Raw genomic sequence first — 25,373 nt, forward strand, 5'->3', positions numbered from 1 at the left:
ACACAGGCAAAGAAATTTCCACCCTGAGTGGGCATAGCGATTCGGTCATCAGCGTCGTCTTCAGCCCGGATGGTAAAACTTTAGCTTCCGCCAGTCGTGACAAGACGATCAAATTGTGGAATCGGGACACAGGCAAAGAAATTTCCACCCTGAGTGGGCATAGCAAGTCGGTCTTCAGCGTCGTCTTCAGCCCAGATGGCAAAACTTTAGCTTCCGCCAGTGATGACAAGACGATCAAATTGTGGAATCGGGACACAGGCAAAGAAATTTCCACCCTGAGTGGGCATAGCAAGTCGGTCTTCAGCGTCGTCTTCAGCCCCGATGGCAAAACTTTAGCTTCCGCAAGTTATGACAAGACGATCAAATTGTGGAATCGGGAGACGGGCAAAGAAATTACCACCCTGAGTGGGCATAGCGATTCGGTCATCAGCGTCGTCTTCAGCCCCGATGGCAAAACTTTAGCTTCCGCAAGTTATGACAAGACAATCAAATTGTGGAATCTGAATCTTGATGATTTATTAGCACAGGGTTGCAGTTGGCTTAAGGGTTATTTGGCTAGCCATCCTGATGCGGCTAAGGTGTGTCCAAGGCAGTAGGGGGATGAGGGGGATGTGGTTCGACTTCGCTCACCAAGCGGGGGATGAGGAAGCGATCGCCCTTTAATATTCAAAAAGAGCGATCGCTTGGTCAAAAAGAGATGCGATGTCTACGACGGGCTACGCCTACGCAGTTGAGAACCTAATTTTTGTAGTGATTCTAAGCTTAAATGTAGAGCTAAAGGCGATCGCTCTATAGTAAAAGGTAATTACTCAGTCTAATAACCTATGAAAGCTGAAGAATATCCCTTTGTTCAAGAGTTAATTACAGACAAAACAGGTCAAGTTCTTAAGGTTGTTTTAGAGTTTGAGGAATATCAGCGCTTGTTAGAAGCTATTGAAGACGAGGGACTTTATCGAGCCATGCAAGCAGTGACAAGCGAAACGCCTTTGAAAAGAAATGAGGCTCTTGCAGAACTTGAACAGCCATGAACTGTGAGTATATGCCTACTTTTATCAAAGACCTCAAGGCGCTTAAAAGTACCCCGGTGTTTGAGTCAGTGAAATCCCTTGTTTTTGAGGAGATTCCCAGCTATTCTAGTTTGGATGAAATCAGCAATCTGAAAAAACTCAAAGATGCTGATAGCGCGTATCGTCTGAGGGTTGGAGATTACCGCATAGGCTTCACAGTTGCAGGAGATATAATCACCTTTGTTCGGGTTCTCCACCGTAAAGACATTTACCGCTACTTTCCATAGTTAAGAATGCGCTCAGCTCTGCCATGAGAAAATGCGTAGGCGTAGCTCATCGTAGACATTGCTGCTGTAATCTTGAGTTTAAATGTAGAGTGAAAGGCGATCGCTTGTTAAAAAAAAGATGCGATCCAAGTTCTGAGCAGGAAATTCCAAGTTCTGAGCAGGAAATTCCAAGTTCTGAGCAGGAATTTCCAAGTTCTGAGCAGGAACTTCCGAGTTCCGAGCGCGAACTTCCAAGTTCCGAGCGCGAACTTCCGAGTTCTGAGCAGGAACTTCCGAGTTCTAAGCATGAACGTCCGAGTTCTGAGCATGAACGTCCGAGTTCTGATGTTGGATTTACTTACTAAAAAGATATTTATAGCGGTTCTGGTTTACATTTGGGTCCTACTTTGAACGGCAAGGCAAAGGAGATCATGAAATTTGGTACAGTCCAATCAGAGATCGTCGGTTTGTTATAGACGGAACCATCAAATCACGCCATACCGCTAACGGAGTTTTGAAAGCTGGACTTCCCAAAGCCTTTTAGGGGGATAAAATTACATATCAATGTATTGGAAATGGAGCTTTAGACTATTAATTGTATTCTTGGGGCTGTGGCTACTGTTGGATCTGGGTTCCCGCCTGGGAGCAGAGATTTTTTGGTTTCAGGAAGTCGGCTATCTCCAAGTATTTCTGCTAAGGGTGGTGACTCGTGGTATTTTGTGGGTAGTGGTGGCTGGGATAACTGCTGCCTATCTACTGCTAAATCTGGCTCTAGCACAACGGCTAAAATATCCCCAGTCTTTGAAGATTGAGGAAGTCAAGCGTAAGCAAGCACAACTGGGCAGTGCATTAACAAATTTTCTCAGTCCTGATTATCCAAGACGCAACCAAACCCAGACACTTGCGCCACAACCCTTTCAACCATTGAGATTGCGCTGGTTATTACCCCTAACTCTGTTATTGAGCTTGTTGATCGGGTTGATCCTGGCTCACTATAGTCAAATTGCTCTTTTCTACTGGCATTCTCCAGTTAATAACGCTAGTCTACCCATTCCCGCCCTATTTCGACCAGAGATAATCTGGCAACTCTTGAGGCAAATTGTCTCTCAAGTCTGGTATCTCGGTTTAATTGTGGGAGTAGCGATCGCAATCTTAATTTATCCCCAATTTTTACTCACTGCGATCGCAGTTTTGTTCAGTCCCATTTTTGCCTTCATCCTATTCCAACACTGGCCAAAGGTGCTGCAATATTTCCACCCCACCCTTTTCAACAGCACTGAGCCTTTATTTGGTCGAGATATCAGCTTTTACATATTTTCCTTACCCTTTTGGGAACTGCTAGAACTCTGGCTGATGGGATTATGTTTGTATGGCTTCGTCGCCGTTACTCTCATTTATCTCCTGTCAGGGGACAGTTTGAGTCAGGGAATTTTTCCTGGTTTTTCACCCCAGCAGCAGCGTCATTTATCCGGTATGGGTGGCTTATTAATGCTGGTAGCAGCTTTAAGTTATTGGCAAAGTCGCTATGAACTGGTGTATTCTACCCGTGGAGTCAGTTATGGTGCCAGCTATACAGATGTGACAGCCCAGTTGCCAGCTTACACCATCTTGTGCATCCTGGCAGTAGCGATCGCCTTTAACCTCCTTTGGCGAACGTTTTTCTGGAAACCTAAATCTCAGTATCGTCCCTTGGTGTTTTACGGGTTAGGGGTTTATCTAGTTCTAGTTGTAGCAGCTGAGGTTGTTCTACCGACTGTGGTGCAATATTTAATTGTCCAACCTAATGAGTTGCAACGAGAGCAACCCTACATTCAACGGACTATCGCCTTAACTCGCCAAGCGTTCGATTTAGAAGCGATCGATGCTAGAACCTTCAACCCGCAGGGAACATTGACTGAAGCTGATATCCAAAAGAATGACTTGACAATTCGCAATATTCGCCTGTGGGATGAGCGACCACTGTTAGAAACCAACCGTCAGCTGCAACAAATTCGCCCCTACTATCGGTTCCCCGATGCCGATATTGACCGCTACATTCTCAAAACCGATGTCAGCCAACCATCAGCGTCCCAAAAGCTACCAGAACCAGTTGAACCAGCAGAACGGCAGCAGGTACTGATTGCTGCACGAGAATTAGACTACAGTGCTGTACCACAGGAAGCTCAAACATGGGTTAACCGCCGTTTAATTTATACCCACGGTTTTGGGTTTACTATTAACCCAGTTAATACAGTTGGGCCAGGTGGGCTTCCAGAATATTTTGTCAAAGATATTAGCGGTGATAGTAGCGCCCTCACAACTTCCAATCAAGCCATTCGTGACAGTATTCCCATTGGTCAACCCCGGATTTATTACGGCGAGATTACTAATACTTATGTGATGACAGGCACAAGAGTTAGAGAGCTAGACTACCCTAGTGGTAGCGACAATGTTTACAACTATTACGATGGTCTGGGTGGCGTTGAAATCGGTTCAGCATGGCGACGCTGGCTATTTGCGATGTATTTGAAAGATTGGCAGATGGTGCTGACGCAGGACTTTTTGCCAGATACAAAGGTGCTACTTCGACGAAATGTCAAGCAAAGAATTGAAGCGATCGCCCCCTTTTTGAAATTTGACAGCGATCCCTATTTAGTAGCTGCTACTGCTAATCAAGATTTCCCAAGTAATCCCAGTTATCTTTACTGGATTGTTGATGCCTACACCACGAGCGATCGCTATCCTTACTCAGACACAGGTAACGATGGGATCAATTACATTCGCAATTCTATCAAAGTAGTGATTGATGCTTATCACGGCACTGTTAAGTTTTACATTGCCGATCCAAGCGATCCGATCATTGCTACTTGGTCAGCGATATTTCCCAAAATGTTCAAACCGCTCAGTACAATGCCAGTCAATCTCCGCAGTCATACTCGGTATCCGGTGGACTTTTTCAAAATTCAATCTGAGCGGTTGATGACCTACCACATGACCGACCCCCAGGTATTTTACAATCGGGAAGACCAGTGGCAAATTCCTAACGAAATCTATGGCAGTGAACCCCGTCCAGTAGAGCCGTACTATTTGATTACTAGTCTACCCAACGTAACCTTTGTTAGTACAGCCTCTCGTAGAGAAGAATTTATCCTACTTCTGCCCTATACTCCCAAACAACGGACTAATTTAATCGCTTGGTTAGCGGCGCGATCGGATGGCAATAACTACGGTAGGCTGGTGCTATATGCCTTTCCTAAGGAACGCCTGGTTTACGGGCCAGAGCAAATCGAGGCGCGGATTAACCAAGACCCTGTAATTTCCCAGCAAATTTCTTTGTGGAATCGCCAGGGGTCGAGAGCCATTCAAGGCAATCTATTAGTAATTCCCATTGAGCAATCGCTGCTGTATGTCGAGCCAATCTATCTTGAAGCCAGACAGAACAGTCTGCCAACTTTGGTGCGGGTAGTTGTGGCTTACGAAAACCGAATTGTCATGGCACAAACATTAGAACAAGCATTGCAGGGAATTTTTAAACCAGAAGTTACACCAGCCCCTGCGATTATCCGTCCAGTAGAGGAAGCAGCCCCGTCAGGTCAGTGATCTAAATAATTACCCATTTCACCCAGTTATCAGGTGTAAGACTAATTAACTTTTTGGTGGTGACATCTGCGGGTTTTGCCATCGGAGTGTAGATGCACTTATTTATAACTATATCTCTTGACTCGCCGAGGAAGCCTCTAGGCTTTGTATCAGTTCAATTCTTGCGTTCGCCCTACAGCCCTTCTCAAGACAGGAGACGCTCTTGCGTTCGGGCATCCTACGGCAGGCGTTGGCAAAGCCATCGCTTTCGTGTTTAATAAAAGCAAATTTGCTAAGTTCCTATATTGAATTTGGGCAGTCGTTGATTGAATTTGGGCAGTCGTTGATTGAATTTGGGCAGTCGTTGATTGAATTTGGACAGTCGTTGATTGAATTTGGACAGTCGTTGATTGAATTTGGACAGTCGTTGATTGAATTTGGGCAGTCGTTGATTGAATTCGGACAGTCGTTGATCAAATTCGGACAGTCGTTGATTGAATTCGGACAGTCGTTGATTGAATTCGGACAGTCGTTGATTGAATTCGGACAGTCGTTGATTGAATTCGGACAACCACCAAGAATTTACATAATAAAAATAATATTTTTGTAATAAATAACTAAAAATATACTGAATAATGCGGGTGTCAATTAACCCTAATTCTATCTATCCTAGTACTGTACAGTCCAGGGTATAGGTCAGTTTTTCTCCTGGCGCATTATTAATAACCGGAGAGTAATTTATGTCACGTCCAAAACGCGGGTCTAAAGTACTTGATAAAGCACAGCGTCGGATTGCGGCTTTGAAATCGATCAGTACCACCTTAGACTTAGGTAATGGGGTTACTATTGACTCCTTTGCAGCCGTCATCAAAACAACCCAAGACAAGTTGGAAGCTTATAACTCAAGCCTCTCCACCGTGGATCTGACTCAGGGGGCCTTAGAACTTGCGGAAAAGTCGCTGATGGAACTAACAGAACATATGTTACTCAGCGTAGCTGCAAGGTATGGCAAGAATAGCGATGAGTACAAAATGGCAGGAGGCGTTCGTCGAAGCGATCGCAAGCGTCCAGTGCGTCAGCCGAAAAAAGAGGCTGTTGCTTTAGGGAACTCTATAAAATAAATTATCCAATTTCACGCCCATCAAAACGACTTTCCCTCCCCCTGCCCTCACGATGGGATATTTTTTAAATTGGAAGTCCCTGATAAAGATGCTGTTCGATGTATAATATTCAAAATGTTAGCTTTACGGGTAACTAAGGAAATCCTGTAGCGTTTGGTGTTCACGTAGTGTGTGCAAAGCATAATCGCGACTATAATTGTGTCTACTGGATCTTTGTCAAATGTACCAGGTAGCTGTGTACTTGCGATCGCGATTATGAATGTATTCTGTCAAAACTGGAATCAAGTTGATAAAATTTGCGTTAATACCAACCCTGTAATTTTAGAATCATACAATTATTGAAGCGATCGCACTATTCCAGCACTCTCAACCAAGCTTCCAAGTCTGCGATCGCCTCAAACTCCAGCAATGCCTCACCCAGATTTTCTAGTTGTTCCAGGGAAAGGGCGTGGATACGCTATCGCATCTCTTGTGGTAGTTCTTGTCCCAATCGGCGCGTTAACTGTCGGGTAATGAGTGCGATCGCTTCCACTTCTGATCCTTCTTCGTTGGCTTCCCGAATGGTGCGTGGCTCTTGGGTCAAATCCAGTCCTAGCATTGCCCAAATCTTTGCCCGACTTAAATTGGCAAACTTATAAACCATTATAGAGGTGATAATATCGATAATGTCCCCTCGTTGTATTGGTGTAAATTCCTCTTGCTCAGTCCCAGAGAGCAAATACCGTGCCACTTCTGGCGCTTGTGCTTCTTCTATAATTGTCAATACCGTTGCTGCAACCGTAGGGTGGGAGAATTACTTCAAAAGGTGCTAAAGCGTATTAAAACTCTCTCCTTAGAACAATTAGAAACCCTCAAAGAAGCATTGTTAGATTTTCAAGCGATTGCCCAAGGGACAATGGCAAAGCCGAACGCAGATTTAGAAGTCTGGTTCAGTACATCAGAGTGACACAAAGAGCATCACTAACACTCCATTCTGTTTTGCACTTATTTTTCAGCAAAAATAAAATAGGAGTCCTATAGTTCAACATATGTAGATAGACACTAAAAGTTAATGGACATGGTACAAAGTCCGGACTTACGCAACTGGCATAAGTCCTGAAAGTAACCAACTAGAGATTCGCCACATTAGTCCTAAAGTGAGGCAGTTGATTCAAATGTACGCCGATGTTAATAACTGTACACAGCCTGAGATGTTGGAACGCATTGTTTTGGAGTGGAACGCCCAACAAAACGAGAGCGAACGGCCAGCAGGAGACGAAGATGAATAGCTTGCTGCTACAATCTTTAGTCCGCTTCTAGGGAAAGGTTTTCATTAATTTGGCTCTCTAGTTCAAGAAAAACTTTCTAGAGATTGGATCTTGTTTGAGAGATTGAATAAAATCCATCAAAGTCATCATGCTGCCCGTTAAGGTAAACTTAGGAGTACCATTTTGAGCAACGATTCTCACTTCACCGTCTTTGATCTGAATCTTATTCTTAATGCTGTCCCATAGAGTATCGAAGCTCTGATCATCCTTGCAACCATTGGCTTCAAGGAATCTTTGGCGCACTTCTGTTTTTAGTGCTAGTGCTTCTGCTGCTTGAGTCCGCGCCTCAAAGTGCTTAATTACATCTTCATAAGCACTCTCCTTCAGGGTTTTGTTTTCAGCCTGAACTTGCTCTAACTGAGTTTTTATGGCTTGCAGTTGGGACGCTAAAGCAGTTGATTTATGGTATTCAAGTTTTAAGGCTTGCTTTGCATTGGCTAACAAGGTTTTATAATCTAGCTGATCTTGATCTTGATTTTTTTCAGATTGCATTTTTCTCTCTTGATCAACAGATTTTCGGTGAGAAACTCTCGTCAGTTATATAATAAAAACTGTCGAGAGTTTAGTAAATATTTTCTGTGTTATCTAAGTATTAGTTATTTCACCAATAATGGTAATTCAGAGCTAGGATTATCCTTGATACTATTTACACAAAAACTAATGTGGGAACGGATAGCTCGCTCATAAACTCCAGTCTGCTGAGTGCGTACCCCCACAGCTTGATATATTAAGTTAACTTCTGGGAATTCAGACCAATACATCAAAAAAATGTCTTTAGCTGGAGTAATAATTTCATAATTATTCTCTTGTCTTTTCTTTCTGAGTTTACAATTATTTAGTTGTAATTTTTCTCGGAATAGTTTTTCAAATTCTGGAATGAAATCTGAAGTAATTTTCATGGTTGATACACGTTAAAACGTGTTAATAATGCAAAAACTATCTGGTGATATTACTAAGTATGACACTTCAGATACCTCTTACAATATAGTGTATCAGTTATCGGGTATTTGAGAAGGGAATTCAGACGCAGGTAACTCGTTGGCGTAGTCTCTTGTAAAGTTGAGGCTGTGCGATCGCCGCGATTTGTTGATAAGAATTTTACATAGCACAACTCTGCTATTTATTAACCTATAACTTACCAAGAGTTTGGTACAGACTTATTCGCGTAGCGTCTCGTAGAGAAGCGGCTTGCTGTGAGGCGTCGCTTGGTATGTAAGCCCTGCGGGGCATTCAGTACCTACAGGCTACAGCCTGGGCCTTCAACACCCTCTGCAAAGCTGATTAATTCCAAGTACTCTGGATTTTCTAGGAACTTTTTAGCAGCCAGCAATCCAGCAATGCTCCAAGTTTGATAAATTCCAGCTTCTTTGCCAATCAAACGACCATTGTGGCCATCGTAGTATTCTGGGAATTTATCCTTAAATAAACGCCTTTTGGCAATGGCGATCGCTGCTTGGGCAAGTTCTGTTCGATCTATTTTCTGTGCCGCAGCAGCAAAGAACCAGAGTAAAACGGGCCAGTTACCGCCGTTGTGATAAGACCAAGCGCTGTTTTTAGAGTCACATCCTGTAACAATCCTCCACTCTAAACCTTCCAAAGCTGGAAAGCAAATTTTAACAGGCACATAGCCAATCAAATCTTGCCAACGTTGGCCAAATAAATTCATGATGCTTTGAGATTCTGTTTCACTTGCTAAGAAAGCTAAGATTGCCATTAGATTTCCCAGAGCAAAAAAGCGAAAATCCATCTGTCCAGGCCCCAAATTTCCGGCTAAATATCCTCCAGTTTCAGGTAACCACTTGGTCAACCAACTGGGGATTGATTCTGAGTGGATATTGAATTTATTAACAATTTCTTTCAGGCTTATCCAGTAATAAAAATATATTAAGTCTCCGTAAAATTATTAGAAAAGTGTCATATTTAATACAGTATATTCTTTGATTAAGAACAAGAGTACTAACTTTTTAAACACTAAAGATGTATAAGTAAATTGATTTTGACTTTTAGCTATTTGCCATGAAATTTAATGAAGAGGTGGTTACAATTCACGGTGTACAACTTTGACAACTGTCCACAATAGTGTTGCATGTCTCAAGCTCATGATAATATTATTTTACTATCAGGAGATATTATTTTATACATCAAGTTACAACCATGCTGAAACAGCTAGTTAGGTGTGCTACCTCTAGAAAACAAAAAATTATTCAATCCACCCAGGAAACCAGCAAAAGCGCCAAAGTACAAAGCACGGAGCTTTTGAAAATCTGCTTATATAAGGCACTAAATAGCTAACAAAGCCCTTTTTTAGGAATCATGATAGCCAGCTAAGAAGGCATAAAAGCCTCTTACAATGGCAAAAAATTAATAAGAATAAATAGAAAAGTTTTGACACAATGTCAATTGTTTTTTGTATATGTAAAAATATCAAAAAGCCCAATTTTTCTTGTCAATAAGACGTTAATATTGTGTGTTTTATTTAGATATTTATTCTCTTTGTGCTTAGTCACCTATATATGAAAGTCCTATTTGATTAGTGAAAACTTAAGCTACCCTCGACCAAATGAGGCAAACCTTAAATTCAGCAAATGATTTAGGACTGCTAGAGCAATTCTGATTTAGTAACAACTTGATTATTAACAACGTAAAAGAGTAACAGGAAAAATATGAATATCATTGTTCGTTTATTTGGAGCGATCGCTCTCCAAATATCTGCGTTTGCTGCGATGTCTAGTATGGCAATGTCTGATAACAAGCCCCTGCCTATCTATACCCAGGAGGCTCCTGCTGTTTCTCAACTGAAAACAACGCAGAGGATTTGCTCTTTAGATCCCATTGAGGATTTATTACCTCCACCACAAACCAAAGCAAGTAATTCTTTGCTTTCTTACCTTGCTGAACAGGGTTTTACACAGAATCAAGAGGGTTCCTGGGTCTGTTATGCGAACGATCCTAAAAAAGAAGGGCGTTACTTTACTCTGTTTAAGGTTAAACAAGTTGATGGCAGGCTCATAGCAAGTTCTTTCCTAGATGAGGGCAGTCTGATTCAGGGGCAGGAAAATCGTAGCTTGAACTTCTTTATGATGCTGATTGAGCGTCATATGAATACTACTCAAGAGAACCGTCAAGGTATACGTAAGTATTTAGAAGCCTTCGTTTCCTTAGTAAAGCAAGGGAAGATCAAACCCACACGTCGGGGGTTTCTTTTCGATCAACCAAACCGGGCATTGGTCTTATATCACACACTCTCATCAGGAAATCTCAAAGGTACCGGAATCACGATCAATATTTCTTTACCTAAGAGTTGAACTGGGCAATGAAATGGGTATAGATAAGGATTCAAACCTCACCCAACTCGGAAAAAATTTTCTCCCAATCCCCAAGCCCTAGTTACCAAAGATAGGAACGCTGTTCACAGACTTGATGAGTCTGCGGTATTGTTGCGACCTGTTGAATTTCCGGAGCTATTAATATCGACTTCTCACGGACTGAAAGAGGGACGTGAACAACCAATGAAATTGCTGTCATTTAGTGGAGGTGCATCTTGCCTAAATCAATTGTTCAGAAAATTGCGATGCCGTTCGCAAAGCGTCTCGTAGAGAAGGCAGTTCGCTTTGCGACCATCGCATTCTCATCTGTTGCAGTAGTACTCACTACGTCTCAGTCTGCCTTTGCACAGCTCAATATTGGACGCTATGGTATCCAACAAGGACTGGAGTCTGAGTATCTTCAGTACCAAATCAATAACCAGAATCTGAGCCAGATGCGAGTCATTCCTGGATGTGATGTGGGATTTGGTCTGACCTGCAATAAAACTGGATCGGTAATCCAACGATTAGTGGAGTTAAACGACGGGACTAGCTATCAAAACCTCCTGATCAGAGCAGCAGGTGGGGAGAAAAACTTTCAGAATTTCGCTAGCTTTTACGGTAACAATCCTAATCTCTCTGCGGTGCCTTACGCCTCATTTTGGAGAAACCAATCCCCCGCAATCATGGATAGCTCTCAATACCTTCTTGGACAACCTGTTGGTCGCAACCCAGTAGAAGGACTCGGACTTGTAACCAAGCAGTTCTACTGGTCACCAGACTCAGGAGTCAATAACTCGGTCAGCCTCCGTAATGGATTAGTAGATTTGAAATTGTCATACGGACGACTGCTGTTTGAGGAGGCCTCAAAAATTTCCAACATTAAGGAACAGATTCAGTCTCTAGGTCTGTCGCCAGAGATGACGAATTTCTATTTAAATAAAATCTCAACAGGCTTGGATGCATTGAGTTCTGGAAATTCAAACCAACTCCAACAGAAGATTTTTGAAGTACTATCCTTTCCATACTCCGAAGATGGTGGGGAACTCGGACGCCCCAATAACGCGATTCCACAGGAATTGAATCAGCTCTTAGGAGAAGATGTCCCAGGAGATATTTTACTGAGTGACAATCCACTAGCGTTGGAGGGAGAAGCTATGGGACTCGATACTTTCCCTGACGCTATAGGAGATGTTTTGGTACAAGACAGTTCTGATTCCTTTCCACTCTGGCCAATAATCGGAATTGGGGGTCTTGCTTTAATTCTGCTTCTACTAAATGGGGATAGTTCTTCAGCTCAAGCATCTGTTTCTTCAGGAAATACACCTACACCTTTGTCTCTAACGAGCAAAGGCGAATGCGATCTGACTCCCAGTGGTAATGGTTCTGATCACACACAGATCATTGAGATTCCATGTAATGTTACTCCTAAAACCCCTACGGAAGTGAAGAAGGTAGTAGAGCCATCAATGATCAAAGCGCTTGTATTGCTAATTGTTCTACTATGCATAGTCCGTTACAAACACCGATCTTTAAAAATCCGTAATTCGTAATCATGTTACATAAGGGGATTTAGACCCCACCTCAAACAAAGCTACCTCTACAGGTAGCTTTGTACAGATTTCTATGAGCGGTTTGATGTTCTTGATAGTATTGCTAACGAGGCTGTTGTGATAAAAGTTGCGTTAGCAAAGCTTACCGTTCGTGTAGCGTCTCGTAGAGAAGGTATCGCCTGTTAATCTGCGGCCAATTCACCACATTCCACCAATTAGTCAAATACTCAGCCCGACGGTTGCGATATTTCAGGTAATAAGCGTGTTCCCATAGATCATTACCCATAATCGGATATAAACCGTCTGTAATCGGGTTATCCTGATTTGCTGTGGTCACGATCTGGAGTTGATTTTGAGGATTGCGTACTAGCCAAACCCAACCACTACCAAAGCGAGCGGTACCCGCTGCGTTAAACTGTTTTTTAAAAGCATCAAAACTGCCAAAAGTTTTATTAATTTCTTGAGCGATCGCTCCCGATGGTTGTCCACCACCTTCGGGACTCATAAGTTGCCAAAAAATCGTGTGGTTGAGGTGACCACCACCGTTATTACGTACCTTTCTCCGAATATCTTCAGGTACACTGTTCAAATCTAGTAGTAAAGCTTCAACACTTCTTTTTTGCAAATTTGGATACTGCTTCAATGCATCATTTAAGTTCTTAACGTAGCTAGCATGGTGCGCGTCATGATGCAATTTCATTGTTTCAGCATCAATAGCTTTTCCTAGTGCCCCATAAGCATAAGGCAATGGTGGTAGCTGTGCGGGGAAAGCACTTAGTGCCCTATTGGGATAAGCTACAGAGGAAAATGACCTAGCAACCGTTGGTGTTGGTGTAGAAGATTGTGCCTCAGCTATTAGTACTGGTTTATAAGAAATTACCAAAATTGTCAGCACAACTGTTGTGAAGAAAAAAACTATGGTTTCTCGCCAAAACCTGATCATAACTTGTAGCCTCAAAATCAATATTATTTGGCTTGTAATCCGATCATGTACTGTTGTTTTACAGCCCAATCAAGCCAAATATATATTTTACCTTAGTTGTCAAGTAATTAGAACGAAAATACTCAAAAGAATAAAATTAATCACTGCCAATGCATGGGGCTACTTAACGCACTCCAAAAGCCCCATCTTCAGCGAAAAACCTCTACTAGATGCAAAAAATAATTGCATTTAAAACTTTTGTAATAAATATAAATTAAAAGTGACATAGCTTTTATGTCTGGAAACTTTTAAGAATATCTCTCAATTAAAAAATATTAGACATCTCCCGAAAAGATGTAGAGACGCTTTGCTAAAGCGTCTTTAAGTGCAATTTCGCTTCTCTACAAACAATTTCGGGTAAATTTTCCATTATTCAGCTTAGTTTTTTAGTTTTAATCTGTCTGTAGATTGCTGCAATGTTGTGGGCATCATCAATGCCACGATGGTGTGTGCCTTTCAATTCTATTCCCAACTCATTGAGAGCTTGTGCCATGCCGAATTTTTTAGACACGCCAAGATATTCTGAAAATTCCTCTTTGATATTTATGTGTTCTGAAATAAAAGGATAAGGGAAATTATGAAACGCGCAATCTTGAATAAATTGTTTTTTGTCGTAATTACCCCAAGAACAAAAAATATGATTGGTAAATGAATAAATCCATTCTTTGAAGCGAGAAATTGCCTCTATAAATTTTGGTGCTTCGTCAACATCTTGCTGTCGAATACTAGTCAATTCGGTGCAAAAACCTGTCAGTTGTGGATGTCTCACGGGTTGAATGAATTGCTGAAACTCGGAATCAATTTCCCACGTTGCTCGATTAAGCATCACCGCACCAATTTCGATGATTTCCATTTCGTGACGAGGAATAGTCCTATTGTCACAGCACGTAGCCTCCAAATCGACTATCAGATAATAGTGGGATCTTTTCGTTTTCATATTAAGTAATAAAGATTGGCAATTAGTATCAATAATTATTTATACGTATTTTTTGAAACCTTACACAATTAGTATTTGCAACTTAATTGTAGTATATATACTACAAAAATTCAATGCTTATAGCTTTTTTCATCTATTTGAACCACAATCTCCTGTAGGGACGCACATTTGTGCGCTCCTACTATGCTGAAAAGACAAATTTTATAGTCATTTTTTCTACTTCACTAAACAATAACTTAGGGAAAAGGAATTTAGATTGATGAAAAAGGTTTAACCCAACGGAGTTGAATAGCGATATTAAGAGTGATTGCAGCTATTCCAAACCATAATACACTTTCAAAAGCCAACACCAAAAAAGGCCAAATTGTGCTATCAGAATTCCACCCAAGTTCTATCTGAGTTAATCCCCGCACCAAGCCAAAGGCCAGCACACCACCGGCTTTGAGTTGGGGATTTTTATCAGAGCGAATGATATAGCGGTAGGTGACACCAAATAGGAAACCAGTAAAAGTTGCAACTGTACCACTCACCCACAAGTGCCAGTTAAGATCACTTTGCAGACATGCGAGTGTCTGAAAATACTTTGCCAGTACTAAAGTATTCAACAGACTAGCGATTGCAAAAGCGAAACACACAGATAATCCCCCAATTATTCCAGCTTTGAGGGATTCTATGCGTTCTGCGATTAATTGAGGATCTAAAATTGCGTTCACTCTATATAGAAATTAGGGATTGGCTATTGGGAAAATTCTTTCCCAGTGTTCGTATAATAAATGCTAAAGCAGTTTTGTAATTAATTAAATGCTGCTCTCATGTGGGAATTTTGATGATAAACTCGGTTCCCATACCTGGTTGAGAATTCACATCTAATACACCTTCGTGTTTCTCTACAACTATTTCATAGGCGATCGCCAAGCCAAGTCCGGTACCTTTACCAACGGGTTTTGTAGTAAACAACGGTTCAAACAAGCGTTTTTTAAGTCGTTCAGGAATACCAATCCCATTGTCAGTAATCCGAATTACAACCAATTCTTCAGAATCTATTTCTGTTGCAATTTGAATCTGAGGAATTAAATTGCTCATTTTGCCTTGTGTTATGGCTTCATCAACAGCATCAACTGCATTTGCCAGAATGTTCATAAATACTTGATTCATCAGCCCAATATAGCACTTTACCTGTGGTAATACTCCATAATTTTTAATAACTTCAATGCGGGGACGAGCGCCATTAGCCTTGAAGCGGTGTTGCAAAATCATTAGCGTACTATCTAGTCCTTGGTGCAAATCAGCAGATATTTTGGTATCTCTATCCGAGCGACAGAAGTTGCGAAGTGAATTAGAAATGTTCCGAATTCGTTCACTTCCTAGCTGGAGTGAGTTCAATATTTTTGCCATGTCTTCGAGAACGAAGTTTAGATCCAAGTCCTCAATAGAAGTGGTAATTTTGGCTGTTGGGTTTGGATACTCTTGTTCATACAGTAGGAGCAACTCAGTTACTGCTGCAATGTGTCCTTGCAAGGGGGATATATTGCTGGAAATAAAGTTGATGGGGTTGTTGATTTCATGTCCAATACCAGCGATTAACTCTCCAAGTGTTGATAGCTTCTCTTGCTGCACCAGCTTGACTTGGGCTTTTTGTAAAGCTTTGGTGCGATCGCTGACTTGTTGTTCCAAAGATTCAGTCAATTGTCTAAGTTGTAAATGCACACGCACTCTAGAAATGACTTCCTCTTGTGCAAACGGCTTAGGGATATAGTCTACTGCACCAAGGGAAAATCCCTTCGTTTTACTCTCCGTATCCGCTAAGGCAGTGGTGAAAATAATTGGGATATTTTGGGTAACAGGATTGGCTTTGAGGCGACAACAAGTTTCAAATCCGTCAATACCCGGCATTTGTACATCCAGCAAAATCAACTCTGGTTGATTGCGTTCAGCTTGGGCGATCGCACTTTCTCCATCGACTGCAACACGGAAACGAAAACCCTCACTATTGAGCGCTTCACACAGGACAGATAAATTTGTCGGATTATCATCCACAATCAAAATAAATCCGTTATTTTGGTTTTTTTTCATGATGAATTTAAAATTAAAATTGAACTCCAATTAATTGAGATATTGTTGAATAAAAGTTTCCAAACGTTTTAGTTGGAAATTACTAGCAAGCTGGATGATTTGCTCGGCAAAAATGCTTAACTGCTCATCAGCTACAGAAAGTTGCTGAGTTATTTCTAAAATACTTTGAATATCCCCGTCTTGTACTAGTTCGAGTAACTGTTCTAAAACCTCTTTGGTAGGATAAACTATCTCATTGGGTTGATCCAAACCACCTGTATAGGTTTTTTTAATTGCGTCTACCTTACCGTCAAAAATCCATTCTAGTTGCAAAAATTGTCGTAGCATTTCTAGAAGTGTTTCCGCTTCTACAGGCTTTGGTAGAAATACATCTGCACCGACATCAATACTCTTATGCTGGTCGATTGCAAACACACTTGCTGACGAAGCGATGATCGCAATCTCTTTAAATTGCCCAGACTCACGCAAACGATTTATCAACTCAAATCCATCCAATATAGGCATCACTAGGTCAGTGATAATCAAGTCTGGTTTGTGGGCTAGAGCCTGTTCCCATGCTTCTTCACCCTGACTAGCTTCTACAACAGTAAACCCAACTGGCTCTAGTAAATTTACAATTACTGATCGGTTTTCCCATCTGTCATCCGCAATCAAAATAGTGCGCCTTTGTCCTTGATAATCAACAATGGTTCCCTGCTCAACTACTCTAGAAACCTTTGCCCAGTCTTTAGATTCTGGTAATTTTGCCTCAAACCAGAAAGTGCTACCTTTACCAAATTCACTTTCTACCTGTATTTGACCACCGAGCAACAAAACAATTTTTTGGCTGATTGCTAATCCCAAGCCTGTACCTTCAGATTGTTGTTTTTGATTTCCCACTTGCTCAAAGGGCTGGAAGATTTTCTCGGCTTGTTCGGGGGTTATACCCGTGCCGGTATCTATTATTTGAAAGCGAATTTTGTAGTTAGTCTGTCCATTGGCATTTGATTCTTGGCCAACGACCTGAACTTTGAAGGTGACACTGCCTTGATGAGTAAATTTAATGGCATTACCAAGCAAGTTAATCAATACTTGCCGCAAGCGTTTTTCATCAGCATGAATGCCCGTTGGCAAATCAGGATCGAGTTCGATGTGAAATGCGATCACCTTTTGTTCTGCCTTGATGCGGCAAATTTCAGTCACACTATCTATGAAGGCAGGCAAGTAAAAATCAACAGGATGCAATTCCAATTTCCGGGCTTCTATTTTGGAGAGATCTAGGACATCATTAATTAGAGTTAGTAAATGGGAACCACATTGATAAATAACGCCAACTCCTTTGCGTCCTTTGTCGGTCAAAGATTCTGTGCGTTGGAGGATTTGTGTAAAGCCCAGGATGCCGTTGAGGGGTGTGCGTAGTTCATGACTCATATTGGCAAGAAATTCACTCTTGGCTTGACTGGAGTTTTGAGCGACTTCTTCTGCAAAGCGTAGTTGTTTCTCGATGCGCTTGCGCTCTACAATTTCAGTTGAAAGTACTCGATTGATAGCTTCTAACTGGGCTGGGCTGGGTAGTGTCAGAGCTTGAGGTATGAGATAAAATAGCGCAAATGCCGTATATATCGAAATAATGGCAGTTAAAGCTTTTAAACTACCTGCAATCCAATAGTCTGGATGCCAAAGCGTCCAAATGTCTATCAAGTGTCCAGTACCGCAGGCAATGATAAAAGCACCAAATAACAAAAAGACTCCATTAAAAGGAACGTCTTTGCGCTTGGAAATAAAGTAAATCAGTAGGAAGGGAATAGAATAATAGGCAAGAGCGATCGTGGCATCAGAAATAATGTGGAGCCAAACTAATCCAGTTTGCCAGAGATAGCAATGTCCGTGGGGAATAAAACCGTTAGAGTGGAAAGGATAGTTAAAAAATGTCGGCATAATACTAGGGGTTGCTGGATTTGAAATATAGACCCATAACCCTAGTATTCCCAAACCATCAAGTGGAAAAGCGCGATCGCTACTTTTTTATATTAGTTTTTATTATTACGTAAAGTAGTAGGGTATCAAGAAAAGATGGTGTCTGGTTTGAGGCAGCTACGCCCGTCGTAGACATCGCCTGCAAAACTTACAATGTCATTGATAAAAAAATCTCAGCCTGCCCAATCCCTGTATGATAAATATTAGAAACCTTTTGTAATTATTTGAAAACTGGGATTATGGAGATTTTGACACTAGGTTGGGTATCACTGTTAGTTGTGTTCACTTGGTCAATTGCAATGGTAGTCTGGGGACGTAACGGACTGTAGAGGCATGGTGGAAAGTCCATTCTTGAGTATTTTGGCTTTATTTGCTGTAGTACTGCTGGTAGTAGTCACTGGTGGTATTGGTTATTTGACCCTGGCAGATTGGCGCGATCGCCGTCGCCGAGATGAAGAAAAACGCACTAGCCGCAGCGCCACTCCCAAGCGGCGATAATTTTCTCGTGGTTAAAAAATGTTTTTGTAGGGACACGATAATATCGTGTCCCTACACTGTTTTATCTGGCATTCAAAGGAAATAACTGTTACGTTTGCGATCGCTAGGGGAATCATGAGATAGAAGACTTTCAATATTTAAAGTCCTACTGGGAATGGAAAACTCCTCTACTACTCAACCCATAGAACCAAATTCAGAACAGCAAGAATCTCATTCAAATGTGACATTCTCCTTGCGTCAGAATGAGCAACAAAAAGCCTTGTCTGGAGTTATTGCCCGCATTCGCGAGTCTCTAGATATAGACGTGATCTTCAAAATTACAGTCACTGAAGTCCGCCAACTTCTGAAAACTGACCGGGTTAGTGTATTTCGTTTTTATCCTGATTTGGCATGGGAAGGGGAATTTATCTATGAAGATGTGGGAGGAGAATGGGGTTCGGCACTAGCAGCCAAACTGCGCGACCACTGCTTTGCTGCGGAGTTTGCTGGACTATATCAGCAAGGTCGGATTAAAGCAATGGCTGATATATATCAAGCTAGTATCAGTGATTGTCACGTCCAGATGCTAGAAAGATTCCAAGTACGTGCCAATATAGCCGCCCCCTTGAGCAAAGGTAAAGATTTATGGGGATTGCTGTGTATTCATCAGTGTAGTAGTCCTCGCGAATGGGAAGTATCAGAAATTGAGTTTGTGCAACTTATTGCTGAACATCTAGGAGTTGCTTTGCAGCAAGCAGATTACCTAGAACAAGTAAAACTACAATCGGCACAACTAGCACAAGCAAAAGCTAGAGAAAAAGCAGCCGAATGGCAAAAAACCATAGCCATAACCATTGAGAAAATTCGTCAATTCCTAGATTTGGAAAGCATTTTCCACACAACCACCGCAGAACTTAGGCGGTTGCTAAATGCTGACCGCGTAGGTATTTATCGCTTCAATCCCGATTGGAGTGGTGAATTTGTGTTTGAATCAGTGGCAGAGGGTTGGATCTCCCTGATGCATGAGCAATTGCAGCGGCCGGAATTGAGAGAAAACATTAGCGAATGTAGCACTAAAGATTTAGCTAAACCCCCAGTCGCTGATACCTACTTACAAGATACCGAAGGTGGTAGCTTCAGCAGTTGTGAAGTTTACCGGATTTGTAATGATATTTACAGTGCAGGCTTTAGCGATTGCTACATTAAAATCTTAGAAATATATCAAGCAAGAGCTTATGTGATTATTGCCATTTACCACGGTCAGAAGCTCTGGGGTTTGCTAGCAGTATACCAGAACGCCCAAACCCGTGATTGGCAAAAAGATGAGGTTTACTTGCTTACCCAAGTGGGCACCCAACTAGGTGTGGCTTTGCAGCAAGCGGAATTTATCCAACAAATGCAGATCCAAGCAGCAGAGATCAGCAAAGCTGCCCAAAGGCAAAGGGCGTTGGCGAACACCGTAGAAAAAATTCGTCAGTCACTTGAAATTGAAGCCATTTTTAAAACCACTACTCAAGAAGTCCGTCGCCTATTAGAAGTGGAACGAGTCGCAATTTATCGCTTCTACCCTGATTGGAGTGGCGAATTTGTGGCTGATTCGATTGTTGATGGCTGCACACCAATGGTTAAGCCGCAGCCTCTGACACAAGGCGTTCTTGTGCAAGGAAAGCAAGCGGGTAAGTATGCACGTAATGAAGTTTTTGTCCCAATTTCTCAGGGTGAAAAGCTGTGGGGATTGCTAGTAGCTTATCAAAACTCCCAGCCCCGTTATTGGCAAGATGAGGAAATCAACTTGCTAGCACAAGTTGGTGTCCAATTAGGGGTAGCATTACAGCAAGCTGAGTCCTTGAAACAGATGCAGGTGCAGACCCAAAAACTGGCTCAAGCTGCTGCACGAGAACGGAAAGCAGCCGAAAGAGAGAAGGCTTTAGCCGCAACCGTGGAGAAAATTCGCCAGTCTCTTGATATTGATACCATCTTTGCCACCAGTACAGAAGAAGTCCGGCGGTTATTGGAAGTTGATCGAGTGACAATCTATCAATTCCGCGCTGATTGGAGTGGCGAATTTGTTGCTGAGTCTTTAGCCCCAGGTTGGACACCAGTAAGGGAAATTGTACCTGCGATGTCTACGACGGGCGTAGCTGCCTCAAGTAATTACCTGCAAGAAACCCAAAGCGGAGATTTTCCTAATAGTAAAACTCTTGTTATTAAGGATATTTACAGCAGCGATGATTCTATTCCTTATATTGCCCTGATCGAGCTAATGGAGGCTAGGGCATATATGATTGTGCCAATTTTTCAGGGTGAGAAACTTTGGGGATTACTAGCAGCTTATCAAAATATCAAACCCCGTGATTGGCAAGAAGATGAGGTAGATTTGCTGATGCAGATTGGTACTCAGTTAGGGGTAGGACTTCAGCAAGCGGAATTACTCGAACAGACTCAACGTCAAAAAGAAGAACTCACCCAGACTATTAAAGAATTACAGCACACTCAGAGCCAGTTAATTCAAAGTGAAAAAATGGCAGGCTTAGGGCAGTTAGTTGCTGGTGTATCACATGAAATTAACAACCCGATTAGTTTCATTTACGGCAATATCACTTATGTTACTGAACATGCAGAAAATTTATTTAAATTACTGCGCCTTTATCAGAAACAGTATCCTAAGACAACAGGAGAAATTCAAAACCAAGCAGCAGCATTGGATTTAGATTTCATTAGTGATGACTTGCCCAAAATTCTTACTTCAATGAAGATGGGAGCAGATCGGATCTCTCAATTAGTCTTGTCTTTACGAAGTTTTTCTCGACTTGACGAAGTAGGAATGAAGTCCGTTGACCTTCATGAAGGCATTGACAGTACCTTGCTAATTCTGCAACATCGACTGCAATCACAGACTAATTCTTTTGCTATTGAAGTAGTTAAACAATATGGTGAATTGCCCCCAGTAGTCTGCTATGCAGCCCAGATTAATCAGGTGTTTATGAATATTCTCAACAATGCGATCGATGCACTGGAAAACTTAGACAAAGCTGAAAAAATAATTGACAATCCTAAAATTTGGATTCGTACAGAAGTGATAGAAGGGAATACTATTCTTATTTGGATTGCCGACAATGGTTGTGGGATTCCAGAGATTATGCGATCGCGCATTTTTGAACCTTTCTTTACCACCAAACAACCTGGACAAGGTACTGGTTTAGGGTTATCTATTAGCTACCAAATTATTGTAGAAAAACACGGAGGTAATATCAAGTGTGTTTCTGAAGCTGGTAACGGCTGTGAGTTATGGATAGAACTTCCGATGAAACGGTGAGTTAGCTAGAAGAACTCCAAGCCCAACACAGCACTGTCAGACGACGATAATTTTTTTATATTTCGCTTAAAGGTAGAAATATTTATTAGCACTTTTACACCTATGCTACAATCAGCCCCAGCTTCGAGAACAGCTACTCTATAGGAAAGCTTACAGAAAAAGTGAATACTACTTGTTGTCGGGCTTTCACTAAAGGTCTGAAAGGTTTGATTCCTATTAATATACATAATTATAGATTTATATAGTGCGTAAGTCTTACTTAAGAATGAGGGCAATTCCGTAGAGTCTTTATAAAGTGATACCTGTACACTTATTTAATTTTGTTACGGAAATTACACCATGAGTTCTCAACAAAAATCCAATAGTAAACAAGGGGAGACTGCTGCCAAGAAAGAAAGCACAGCAGCTAAAAAAGCTGATAAAGCTGATAACTTGGATTTAGATTCACTTGTTTCTGCACTAGAAGGAGACTTGACCGCTCTTGATAGCGAAACTGCTATTGGCTTAATCGATGAGTGGTATACTTATTTACACAAAGCTAAAGAGCCAGAAATCAAAGAAATTGCCGATAACCTCAAGCAACTCAAGCAACTAGTGAAAAGTGGTAAGGCCACAGGTCATGAAATTGGTGAAGTGCTAACTGAAATTGGTGAGCAAACAGGTGATGTTGCTTCTGATACTGATAAGGAACTAAAAACTCCGTTACAGAAGTTGGGTAAGCAACTTCGCAATATAGGTGTTTCACTAGGTAAGGCGGAAGACCGCGAACAGATTGAACACATAGAATCAGTAATAGAAACGCTTGAAGGAGACTTGACTAAAATTGAATCGGAGGCGGCGCAAGGTGCGATTGATACGTGGTACACCTTATTGCATAAGTCTGAAAACGAGAATCTCCAAGAAGTTGCTAATGGACTTAAAGAACTTAAGCAACTCTTGAAGCGCAAAACCGCCAAAGGTGCTGACTTTGCCGAGGTGCTGACGAAACTGGGTGAACAAACTCAACAAGCTGCAACTGAAGCCCCAAGGGGTTTTAAGGGGCCAATTCAAAGATTGGGTAAGCTTTTAAGTAAAGCTGGCAAGTCATTGGATTAATTTTAAAGTCTGTTTAATTACCGATAATAAAAGCACCTCATTTCACTTTGGCTGAAGCTAATGTGGAGTGGGGTGTTTTGTATAACATCAATACGTTTTCGCGTCTTACAACTGTTTTATCTCAGTTACCAGATTGTTTATTAACGAATTATAAAGACACTAAGACACAAAGGAAAAAGAGGCAATTGCTTTTTTAACGAACCTTTCTAGGCGCGGAGAACACAGAGTCAGAAGAGAAGAGGCGATCGCTTTTTTATAATTTAGTAACATCAATATGTAATGCGAAGAGAAAATTTAATTTATTTAAATAAGATATTCTGCCAATGGATAAAATAGATGAAGGTGAATTTGCTATATACATTGATGATTCTGGAAGTCCAAAGCCTGATCCTAAAGACCAATATCCCTTCTTTGCTATGGGTGGCGTTTTAATCAAAAGAAACGATGAGCAAATAATTAAACAATTAGTATCAGAGTTTAAAAGTCGCTGGTTTATTCCTCAAGAACAACCCTTGCACGGTAATGAAATACGATCTCGCAAAAAAGGCTTTGCTTGGTTAGGTAAGCTTCAAAAACCAGAGCAAGATAGATTTTTGGAAGACTTGACACTTACTATTATTAGTTGTCCAATAATTGTTCATGCCTGCATAGTGTCTCGTCAAGGATATCTCAATCGTTATCTTGAAACGTATGGTGAGGAAACCTGGGAGATGATGAGAAGTGCATTCTCTATTGTAGTTGAACGTAGTGCCAAGTATGCTGGGATGAATAATGGTAGTCTAATGGTTTATTTTGAAGCCGCAGGAAGAAACGAGGATACTTTACTTAAGCAATACTTTCATGATTTAAGAGCAAAAGGACATCCTTTTGATGCTAATAGATCGGATAAATATTCACCTTTATCTGCTAAAGATTTATCAAACACATTACGTGGAATAGACAGTAAGATGAAGGCAAACGCAATTATGCAGATTGCTGATTTATGTTTGTATCCCATCGTTCATAGCAAAGACAATCCCGATAACCAAGCATTTTTGTCCCTCAAGAATGCTAATCTACTTGTGGATTGTCGCTTGACACAGAATCAGATTAATACATTAGGAATTAAGTACTATTGCTTTGACAACCCCTAAAAACAACAAAACCGCCTTGTTAGCGGTTTGTGATGCGGCAGTCATACGACTACCCCTAGGCTGTGCCTAATTACTATAATATCTTCTAATTTGTTGATTGTCAACTCAGAATCACTTAATGGAAATTTGAAGGTGCGATCGTTTTTTTTAACGAACCACAGAGGCACAGAGAACACAGAGGAAGAAAAGAGCGATGCCTTTGGCGGGCTTCGCCTACGCACGATGGAGTTTTGCAGGCGATCGCTTATCATAATTTCACTACCATTAGTAATATAAGTTGCTCTCTGAATTAATATGGAAACTAAAGAAATTCTCCAAGCACTCCCAAACCTAAGCATAAGCGATCGCCTAAAGATAGCTGAATTAGCCCTGCAATTGGTTCTTCAAGAAAAACATTCACGTTACCAGAGACGAGCAAAAATGCCAATTAACATTAGCCGCAATCACAGCTATTGCAGATTATGCACCTGGTAGTGAATTAAATATATTCTCCGAGTTAGAGGGAGAAGACTTTTGCGATTATCCAGATGAAAACTTTTACAACTCAGGGAATTAGGAGACAACATAATGACTATACAGCTACAATTGAAACCAGAAATAGAGGCTCGTCTCATTGCTGAAGCTGCTGCACAAGGTTTATCGGTAGAAGCTTATCTTGCATCTCTGATTGAAAACAGTTTAACCAGCCATGAAGAAAGTTTTTTTTATCAAGTATCAACTCAGGAAGAATGGGAAGCTATATTAACAGATTTAATAAATAGTCCTGCTTTTTCTTTAGCGCCAGCACTTTCAGATGAAGCGATTAGTCGAGAGAGTATTTACACCAGAGAAGATGAAATGTTATGAGCTATTTGGTGGATACTAATATTTTGCTGCGTTTGGTGCAGAAGAATAGCCTAATGCACTTTGATACTCAAAGAGCGATATTAATACTCAAGAGACAAGGGGAATTATTATATATAATTCCACAGAATCTCATTGAGTTTTGGGCTGTTGCGACAAGACCAATTAATAGTAATGGTTTAGGTTTATCCACGGCTCAAGCAGTAGAAGAAACTGATAAACTCAAAAAAATATTTATACTACACCTTGATACACCTGCTATTTTTGGTGAGTGGGAATCTCTAATTGTTAAATACCAAGTCATGGGAAAACAGGTGCATGATGCACGTTTGGTTGCGGCGATGATAACACACCAGATTACACATCTACTTACATTTAATATTGATGACTTTAAACGTTTTTCTGCGATTGTAGTTGTTGATCCGCGCAGTGTTACACCGTAGT

28 protein-coding genes and 1 pseudogene are annotated in these 25,373 nt (G+C 41.2%); 18 read left to right on the plus strand and 11 right to left on the minus strand.

All coding sequences use genetic code 11. The annotated features are described in order from the left end of the window. The 7 genes from V7K46_RS13890 to V7K46_RS13920 all read left to right on the plus strand — a co-directional run. On the plus strand, nucleotides 1-596 hold a 596-nt coding region (locus V7K46_RS13890; protein ID WP_335113982.1), incomplete at its 5' end, for a WD40 repeat domain-containing protein. Nucleotides 597-824: 228 nt separating this feature from the next. Next, complete coding sequence (locus tag V7K46_RS13895; RefSeq protein WP_335113984.1) at nucleotides 825-1,028, plus strand: hypothetical protein; 204 nt, start codon at nucleotides 825-827, stop codon at nucleotides 1,026-1,028. Nucleotides 1,029-1,039: 11 nt separating this feature from the next. Further along, a complete protein-coding gene (locus tag V7K46_RS13900; RefSeq protein ID WP_335113986.1) occupies nucleotides 1,040-1,294 on the plus strand; it encodes a type II toxin-antitoxin system RelE family toxin in 255 nt (84 codons plus the stop codon). A gap of 104 nt (nucleotides 1,295-1,398) precedes the next feature. Next, nucleotides 1,399-1,638: a hypothetical protein gene (locus V7K46_RS13905; RefSeq protein ID WP_335113988.1), complete on the plus strand. Its 240-nt coding sequence runs from the start codon at nucleotides 1,399-1,401 to the stop codon at nucleotides 1,636-1,638. A 199-nt stretch (nucleotides 1,639-1,837) separates the two neighbouring features. Further along, a complete protein-coding gene (locus tag V7K46_RS13910) occupies nucleotides 1,838-4,852 on the plus strand; it encodes a UPF0182 family protein (RefSeq protein WP_335113990.1) in 3,015 nt (1,004 codons plus the stop codon). 202 nt (nucleotides 4,853-5,054) lie between these two features. Next, nucleotides 5,055-5,441 (plus strand): hypothetical protein, encoded by a 387-nt coding sequence (locus V7K46_RS13915; RefSeq protein ID WP_335113992.1) that lies wholly within the window; start codon nucleotides 5,055-5,057, stop codon nucleotides 5,439-5,441. 130 nt (nucleotides 5,442-5,571) lie between these two features. Further along, nucleotides 5,572-5,952 (plus strand): hypothetical protein, encoded by a 381-nt coding sequence (locus tag V7K46_RS13920; RefSeq protein ID WP_335113994.1) that lies wholly within the window; start codon nucleotides 5,572-5,574, stop codon nucleotides 5,950-5,952. A gap of 352 nt (nucleotides 5,953-6,304) precedes the next feature. On the opposite strand, the gene V7K46_RS13925 is transcribed toward V7K46_RS13920, so the two are convergent. After that, nucleotides 6,305-6,406: a DUF4351 domain-containing protein gene (locus V7K46_RS13925; RefSeq protein ID WP_335114189.1), complete on the minus strand. Its 102-nt coding sequence runs from the start codon at nucleotides 6,404-6,406 to the stop codon at nucleotides 6,305-6,307. Between the two features lie 3 nt (nucleotides 6,407-6,409). Next, on the minus strand, nucleotides 6,410-6,715 hold the full coding sequence (locus V7K46_RS13930) for a DUF2887 domain-containing protein (RefSeq protein WP_335113996.1): 306 nt from the start codon (nucleotides 6,713-6,715) through the stop codon (nucleotides 6,410-6,412). Between the two features lie 42 nt (nucleotides 6,716-6,757). Here V7K46_RS13930 and V7K46_RS13935 point away from each other — a divergent pair, with 42 nt between their 5' ends. Beyond that, nucleotides 6,758-6,898, plus strand: coding sequence for a DUF4351 domain-containing protein (locus V7K46_RS13935; protein ID WP_335113998.1), 141 nt, complete (start codon nucleotides 6,758-6,760; stop codon nucleotides 6,896-6,898). Between the two features lie 142 nt (nucleotides 6,899-7,040). After that, nucleotides 7,041-7,220, plus strand: coding sequence for a hypothetical protein (locus V7K46_RS13940; RefSeq protein ID WP_335114191.1), 180 nt, complete (start codon nucleotides 7,041-7,043; stop codon nucleotides 7,218-7,220). Between the two features lie 57 nt (nucleotides 7,221-7,277). Here the strand turns inward: V7K46_RS13940 and V7K46_RS13945 are convergent, their stop codons facing one another. From V7K46_RS13945 to V7K46_RS13955, 3 genes and pseudogenes are all read right to left on the minus strand, one after another. After that, nucleotides 7,278-7,751 carry a hypothetical protein gene (locus tag V7K46_RS13945; RefSeq protein WP_335114000.1) on the minus strand — a complete coding sequence of 158 codons (474 nt, stop codon included), beginning with the start codon at nucleotides 7,749-7,751 and terminating at the stop codon, nucleotides 7,278-7,280. Between the two features lie 104 nt (nucleotides 7,752-7,855). Beyond that, nucleotides 7,856-8,158 (minus strand): hypothetical protein, encoded by a 303-nt coding sequence (locus V7K46_RS13950; RefSeq protein WP_298909207.1) that lies wholly within the window; start codon nucleotides 8,156-8,158, stop codon nucleotides 7,856-7,858. A 338-nt stretch (nucleotides 8,159-8,496) separates the two neighbouring features. After that, nucleotides 8,497-9,117 (minus strand): annotated as a pseudogene (locus V7K46_RS13955) (glycoside hydrolase 100 family protein); the annotation flags it as partial. An 805-nt stretch (nucleotides 9,118-9,922) separates the two neighbouring features. Here V7K46_RS13955 and V7K46_RS13960 point away from each other — a divergent pair. Continuing rightward, nucleotides 9,923-10,564, plus strand: coding sequence for a hypothetical protein (locus V7K46_RS13960; protein WP_335114002.1), 642 nt, complete (start codon nucleotides 9,923-9,925; stop codon nucleotides 10,562-10,564). Nucleotides 10,565-10,800: 236 nt separating this feature from the next. Then, on the plus strand, nucleotides 10,801-12,117 hold the full coding sequence (locus V7K46_RS13965) for a hypothetical protein (RefSeq protein ID WP_335114004.1): 1,317 nt from the start codon (nucleotides 10,801-10,803) through the stop codon (nucleotides 12,115-12,117). A gap of 142 nt (nucleotides 12,118-12,259) precedes the next feature. Here V7K46_RS13965 and V7K46_RS13970 read toward each other — a convergent pair whose 3' ends face one another. From V7K46_RS13970 to V7K46_RS13990, 5 genes are all read right to left on the minus strand, one after another. Then, nucleotides 12,260-13,060 carry a superoxide dismutase gene (locus tag V7K46_RS13970; protein WP_335114006.1) on the minus strand — a complete coding sequence of 267 codons (801 nt, stop codon included), beginning with the start codon at nucleotides 13,058-13,060 and terminating at the stop codon, nucleotides 12,260-12,262. Nucleotides 13,061-13,472: 412 nt separating this feature from the next. After that, a complete protein-coding gene (locus V7K46_RS13975; RefSeq protein WP_335114008.1) occupies nucleotides 13,473-14,036 on the minus strand; it encodes a 3'-5' exonuclease in 564 nt (187 codons plus the stop codon). Between the two features lie 251 nt (nucleotides 14,037-14,287). Beyond that, complete coding sequence (locus tag V7K46_RS13980) at nucleotides 14,288-14,749, minus strand: hypothetical protein (RefSeq protein WP_335114010.1); 462 nt, start codon at nucleotides 14,747-14,749, stop codon at nucleotides 14,288-14,290. A 97-nt stretch (nucleotides 14,750-14,846) separates the two neighbouring features. After that, on the minus strand, nucleotides 14,847-16,109 hold the full coding sequence (locus V7K46_RS13985; protein ID WP_335114012.1) for a sensor histidine kinase: 1,263 nt from the start codon (nucleotides 16,107-16,109) through the stop codon (nucleotides 14,847-14,849). Between the two features lie 30 nt (nucleotides 16,110-16,139). Then, on the minus strand, nucleotides 16,140-18,026 hold the full coding sequence (locus V7K46_RS13990; RefSeq protein WP_335114014.1) for an ATP-binding protein: 1,887 nt from the start codon (nucleotides 18,024-18,026) through the stop codon (nucleotides 16,140-16,142). 278 nt (nucleotides 18,027-18,304) lie between these two features. Here V7K46_RS13990 and petN point away from each other — a divergent pair, with 278 nt between their 5' ends. From petN to V7K46_RS14015, 5 genes are all read left to right on the plus strand, one after another. After that, entirely contained in the window at nucleotides 18,305-18,394 is a 90-nt protein-coding gene (gene petN / locus V7K46_RS13995; RefSeq protein WP_012408302.1) for a cytochrome b6-f complex subunit PetN, read from the plus strand. A gap of 4 nt (nucleotides 18,395-18,398) precedes the next feature. Then, complete coding sequence (locus V7K46_RS14000) at nucleotides 18,399-18,563, plus strand: hypothetical protein (RefSeq protein ID WP_298909391.1); 165 nt, start codon at nucleotides 18,399-18,401, stop codon at nucleotides 18,561-18,563. A gap of 154 nt (nucleotides 18,564-18,717) precedes the next feature. Further along, nucleotides 18,718-21,858, plus strand: coding sequence for a GAF domain-containing protein (locus tag V7K46_RS14005; RefSeq protein WP_335114016.1), 3,141 nt, complete (start codon nucleotides 18,718-18,720; stop codon nucleotides 21,856-21,858). 339 nt (nucleotides 21,859-22,197) lie between these two features. After that, nucleotides 22,198-22,953: a hypothetical protein gene (locus tag V7K46_RS14010; RefSeq protein ID WP_335114018.1), complete on the plus strand. Its 756-nt coding sequence runs from the start codon at nucleotides 22,198-22,200 to the stop codon at nucleotides 22,951-22,953. A gap of 323 nt (nucleotides 22,954-23,276) precedes the next feature. After that, nucleotides 23,277-24,086 (plus strand): DUF3800 domain-containing protein, encoded by an 810-nt coding sequence (locus V7K46_RS14015; protein WP_335114020.1) that lies wholly within the window; start codon nucleotides 23,277-23,279, stop codon nucleotides 24,084-24,086. A 301-nt stretch (nucleotides 24,087-24,387) separates the two neighbouring features. Here V7K46_RS14015 and V7K46_RS14020 read toward each other — a convergent pair whose 3' ends face one another. Beyond that, complete coding sequence (locus tag V7K46_RS14020) at nucleotides 24,388-24,513, minus strand: hypothetical protein (RefSeq protein WP_335114022.1); 126 nt, start codon at nucleotides 24,511-24,513, stop codon at nucleotides 24,388-24,390. A gap of 140 nt (nucleotides 24,514-24,653) precedes the next feature. Between V7K46_RS14020 and V7K46_RS14025 the strand changes: the two genes are divergently transcribed. Both V7K46_RS14025 and V7K46_RS14030 read left to right on the plus strand, forming a co-directional pair. After that, nucleotides 24,654-24,932 (plus strand): hypothetical protein, encoded by a 279-nt coding sequence (locus tag V7K46_RS14025; RefSeq protein ID WP_334918045.1) that lies wholly within the window; start codon nucleotides 24,654-24,656, stop codon nucleotides 24,930-24,932. Beyond that, nucleotides 24,929-25,372 (plus strand): type II toxin-antitoxin system VapC family toxin, encoded by a 444-nt coding sequence (locus V7K46_RS14030; RefSeq protein ID WP_335114024.1) that lies wholly within the window; start codon nucleotides 24,929-24,931, stop codon nucleotides 25,370-25,372. The genes V7K46_RS14025 and V7K46_RS14030 overlap by 4 nt, the downstream gene beginning before the upstream one ends. Nucleotide 25,373 lies beyond the last annotated feature (1 nt).

The sequence above is a fragment of the Nostoc sp. genome, from assembly GCF_036917395.1.
In the GTDB taxonomy this organism is placed as follows: domain Bacteria; phylum Cyanobacteriota; class Cyanobacteriia; order Cyanobacteriales; family Nostocaceae; genus Nostoc.

What these genes read in the sequence shown, in the direction of transcription:
- V7K46_RS13895 (WP_335113984.1), top strand. Translation starts at nt 825, where the DNA reads ATGAAAGCTGAAGAATATCCCTTTGTTCAAGAGTTAATTACAGACAAA.
- V7K46_RS13900 (WP_335113986.1), top strand. Translation starts at nt 1,040, where the DNA reads ATGCCTACTTTTATCAAAGACCTCAAGGCGCTTAAAAGTACCCCGGTG.
- V7K46_RS13910 (WP_335113990.1), top strand. Translation starts at nt 1,838, where the DNA reads ATGTATTGGAAATGGAGCTTTAGACTATTAATTGTATTCTTGGGGCTG.
- V7K46_RS13920 (WP_335113994.1), top strand. Translation starts at nt 5,572, where the DNA reads ATGTCACGTCCAAAACGCGGGTCTAAAGTACTTGATAAAGCACAGCGT.
- V7K46_RS13945 (WP_335114000.1), bottom strand. Translation starts at nt 7,751, where the DNA reads ATGCAATCTGAAAAAAATCAAGATCAAGATCAGCTAGATTATAAAACC.
- V7K46_RS13950 (WP_298909207.1), bottom strand. Translation starts at nt 8,158, where the DNA reads ATGAAAATTACTTCAGATTTCATTCCAGAATTTGAAAAACTATTCCGA.
- V7K46_RS13960 (WP_335114002.1), top strand. Translation starts at nt 9,923, where the DNA reads ATGAATATCATTGTTCGTTTATTTGGAGCGATCGCTCTCCAAATATCT.
- V7K46_RS13970 (WP_335114006.1), bottom strand. Translation starts at nt 13,060, where the DNA reads ATGATCAGGTTTTGGCGAGAAACCATAGTTTTTTTCTTCACAACAGTT.
- V7K46_RS13975 (WP_335114008.1), bottom strand. Translation starts at nt 14,036, where the DNA reads ATGAAAACGAAAAGATCCCACTATTATCTGATAGTCGATTTGGAGGCT.
- V7K46_RS13985 (WP_335114012.1), bottom strand. Translation starts at nt 16,109, where the DNA reads ATGAAAAAAAACCAAAATAACGGATTTATTTTGATTGTGGATGATAAT.
- V7K46_RS13990 (WP_335114014.1), bottom strand. Translation starts at nt 18,026, where the DNA reads ATGCCGACATTTTTTAACTATCCTTTCCACTCTAACGGTTTTATTCCC.
- petN (WP_012408302.1), top strand. Translation starts at nt 18,305, where the DNA reads ATGGAGATTTTGACACTAGGTTGGGTATCACTGTTAGTTGTGTTCACT.
- V7K46_RS14000 (WP_298909391.1), top strand. Translation starts at nt 18,399, where the DNA reads ATGGTGGAAAGTCCATTCTTGAGTATTTTGGCTTTATTTGCTGTAGTA.
- V7K46_RS14005 (WP_335114016.1), top strand. Translation starts at nt 18,718, where the DNA reads ATGGAAAACTCCTCTACTACTCAACCCATAGAACCAAATTCAGAACAG.
- V7K46_RS14010 (WP_335114018.1), top strand. Translation starts at nt 22,198, where the DNA reads ATGAGTTCTCAACAAAAATCCAATAGTAAACAAGGGGAGACTGCTGCC.
- V7K46_RS14015 (WP_335114020.1), top strand. Translation starts at nt 23,277, where the DNA reads ATGGATAAAATAGATGAAGGTGAATTTGCTATATACATTGATGATTCT.
- V7K46_RS14025 (WP_334918045.1), top strand. Translation starts at nt 24,654, where the DNA reads ATGACTATACAGCTACAATTGAAACCAGAAATAGAGGCTCGTCTCATT.
- V7K46_RS14030 (WP_335114024.1), top strand. Translation starts at nt 24,929, where the DNA reads ATGAGCTATTTGGTGGATACTAATATTTTGCTGCGTTTGGTGCAGAAG.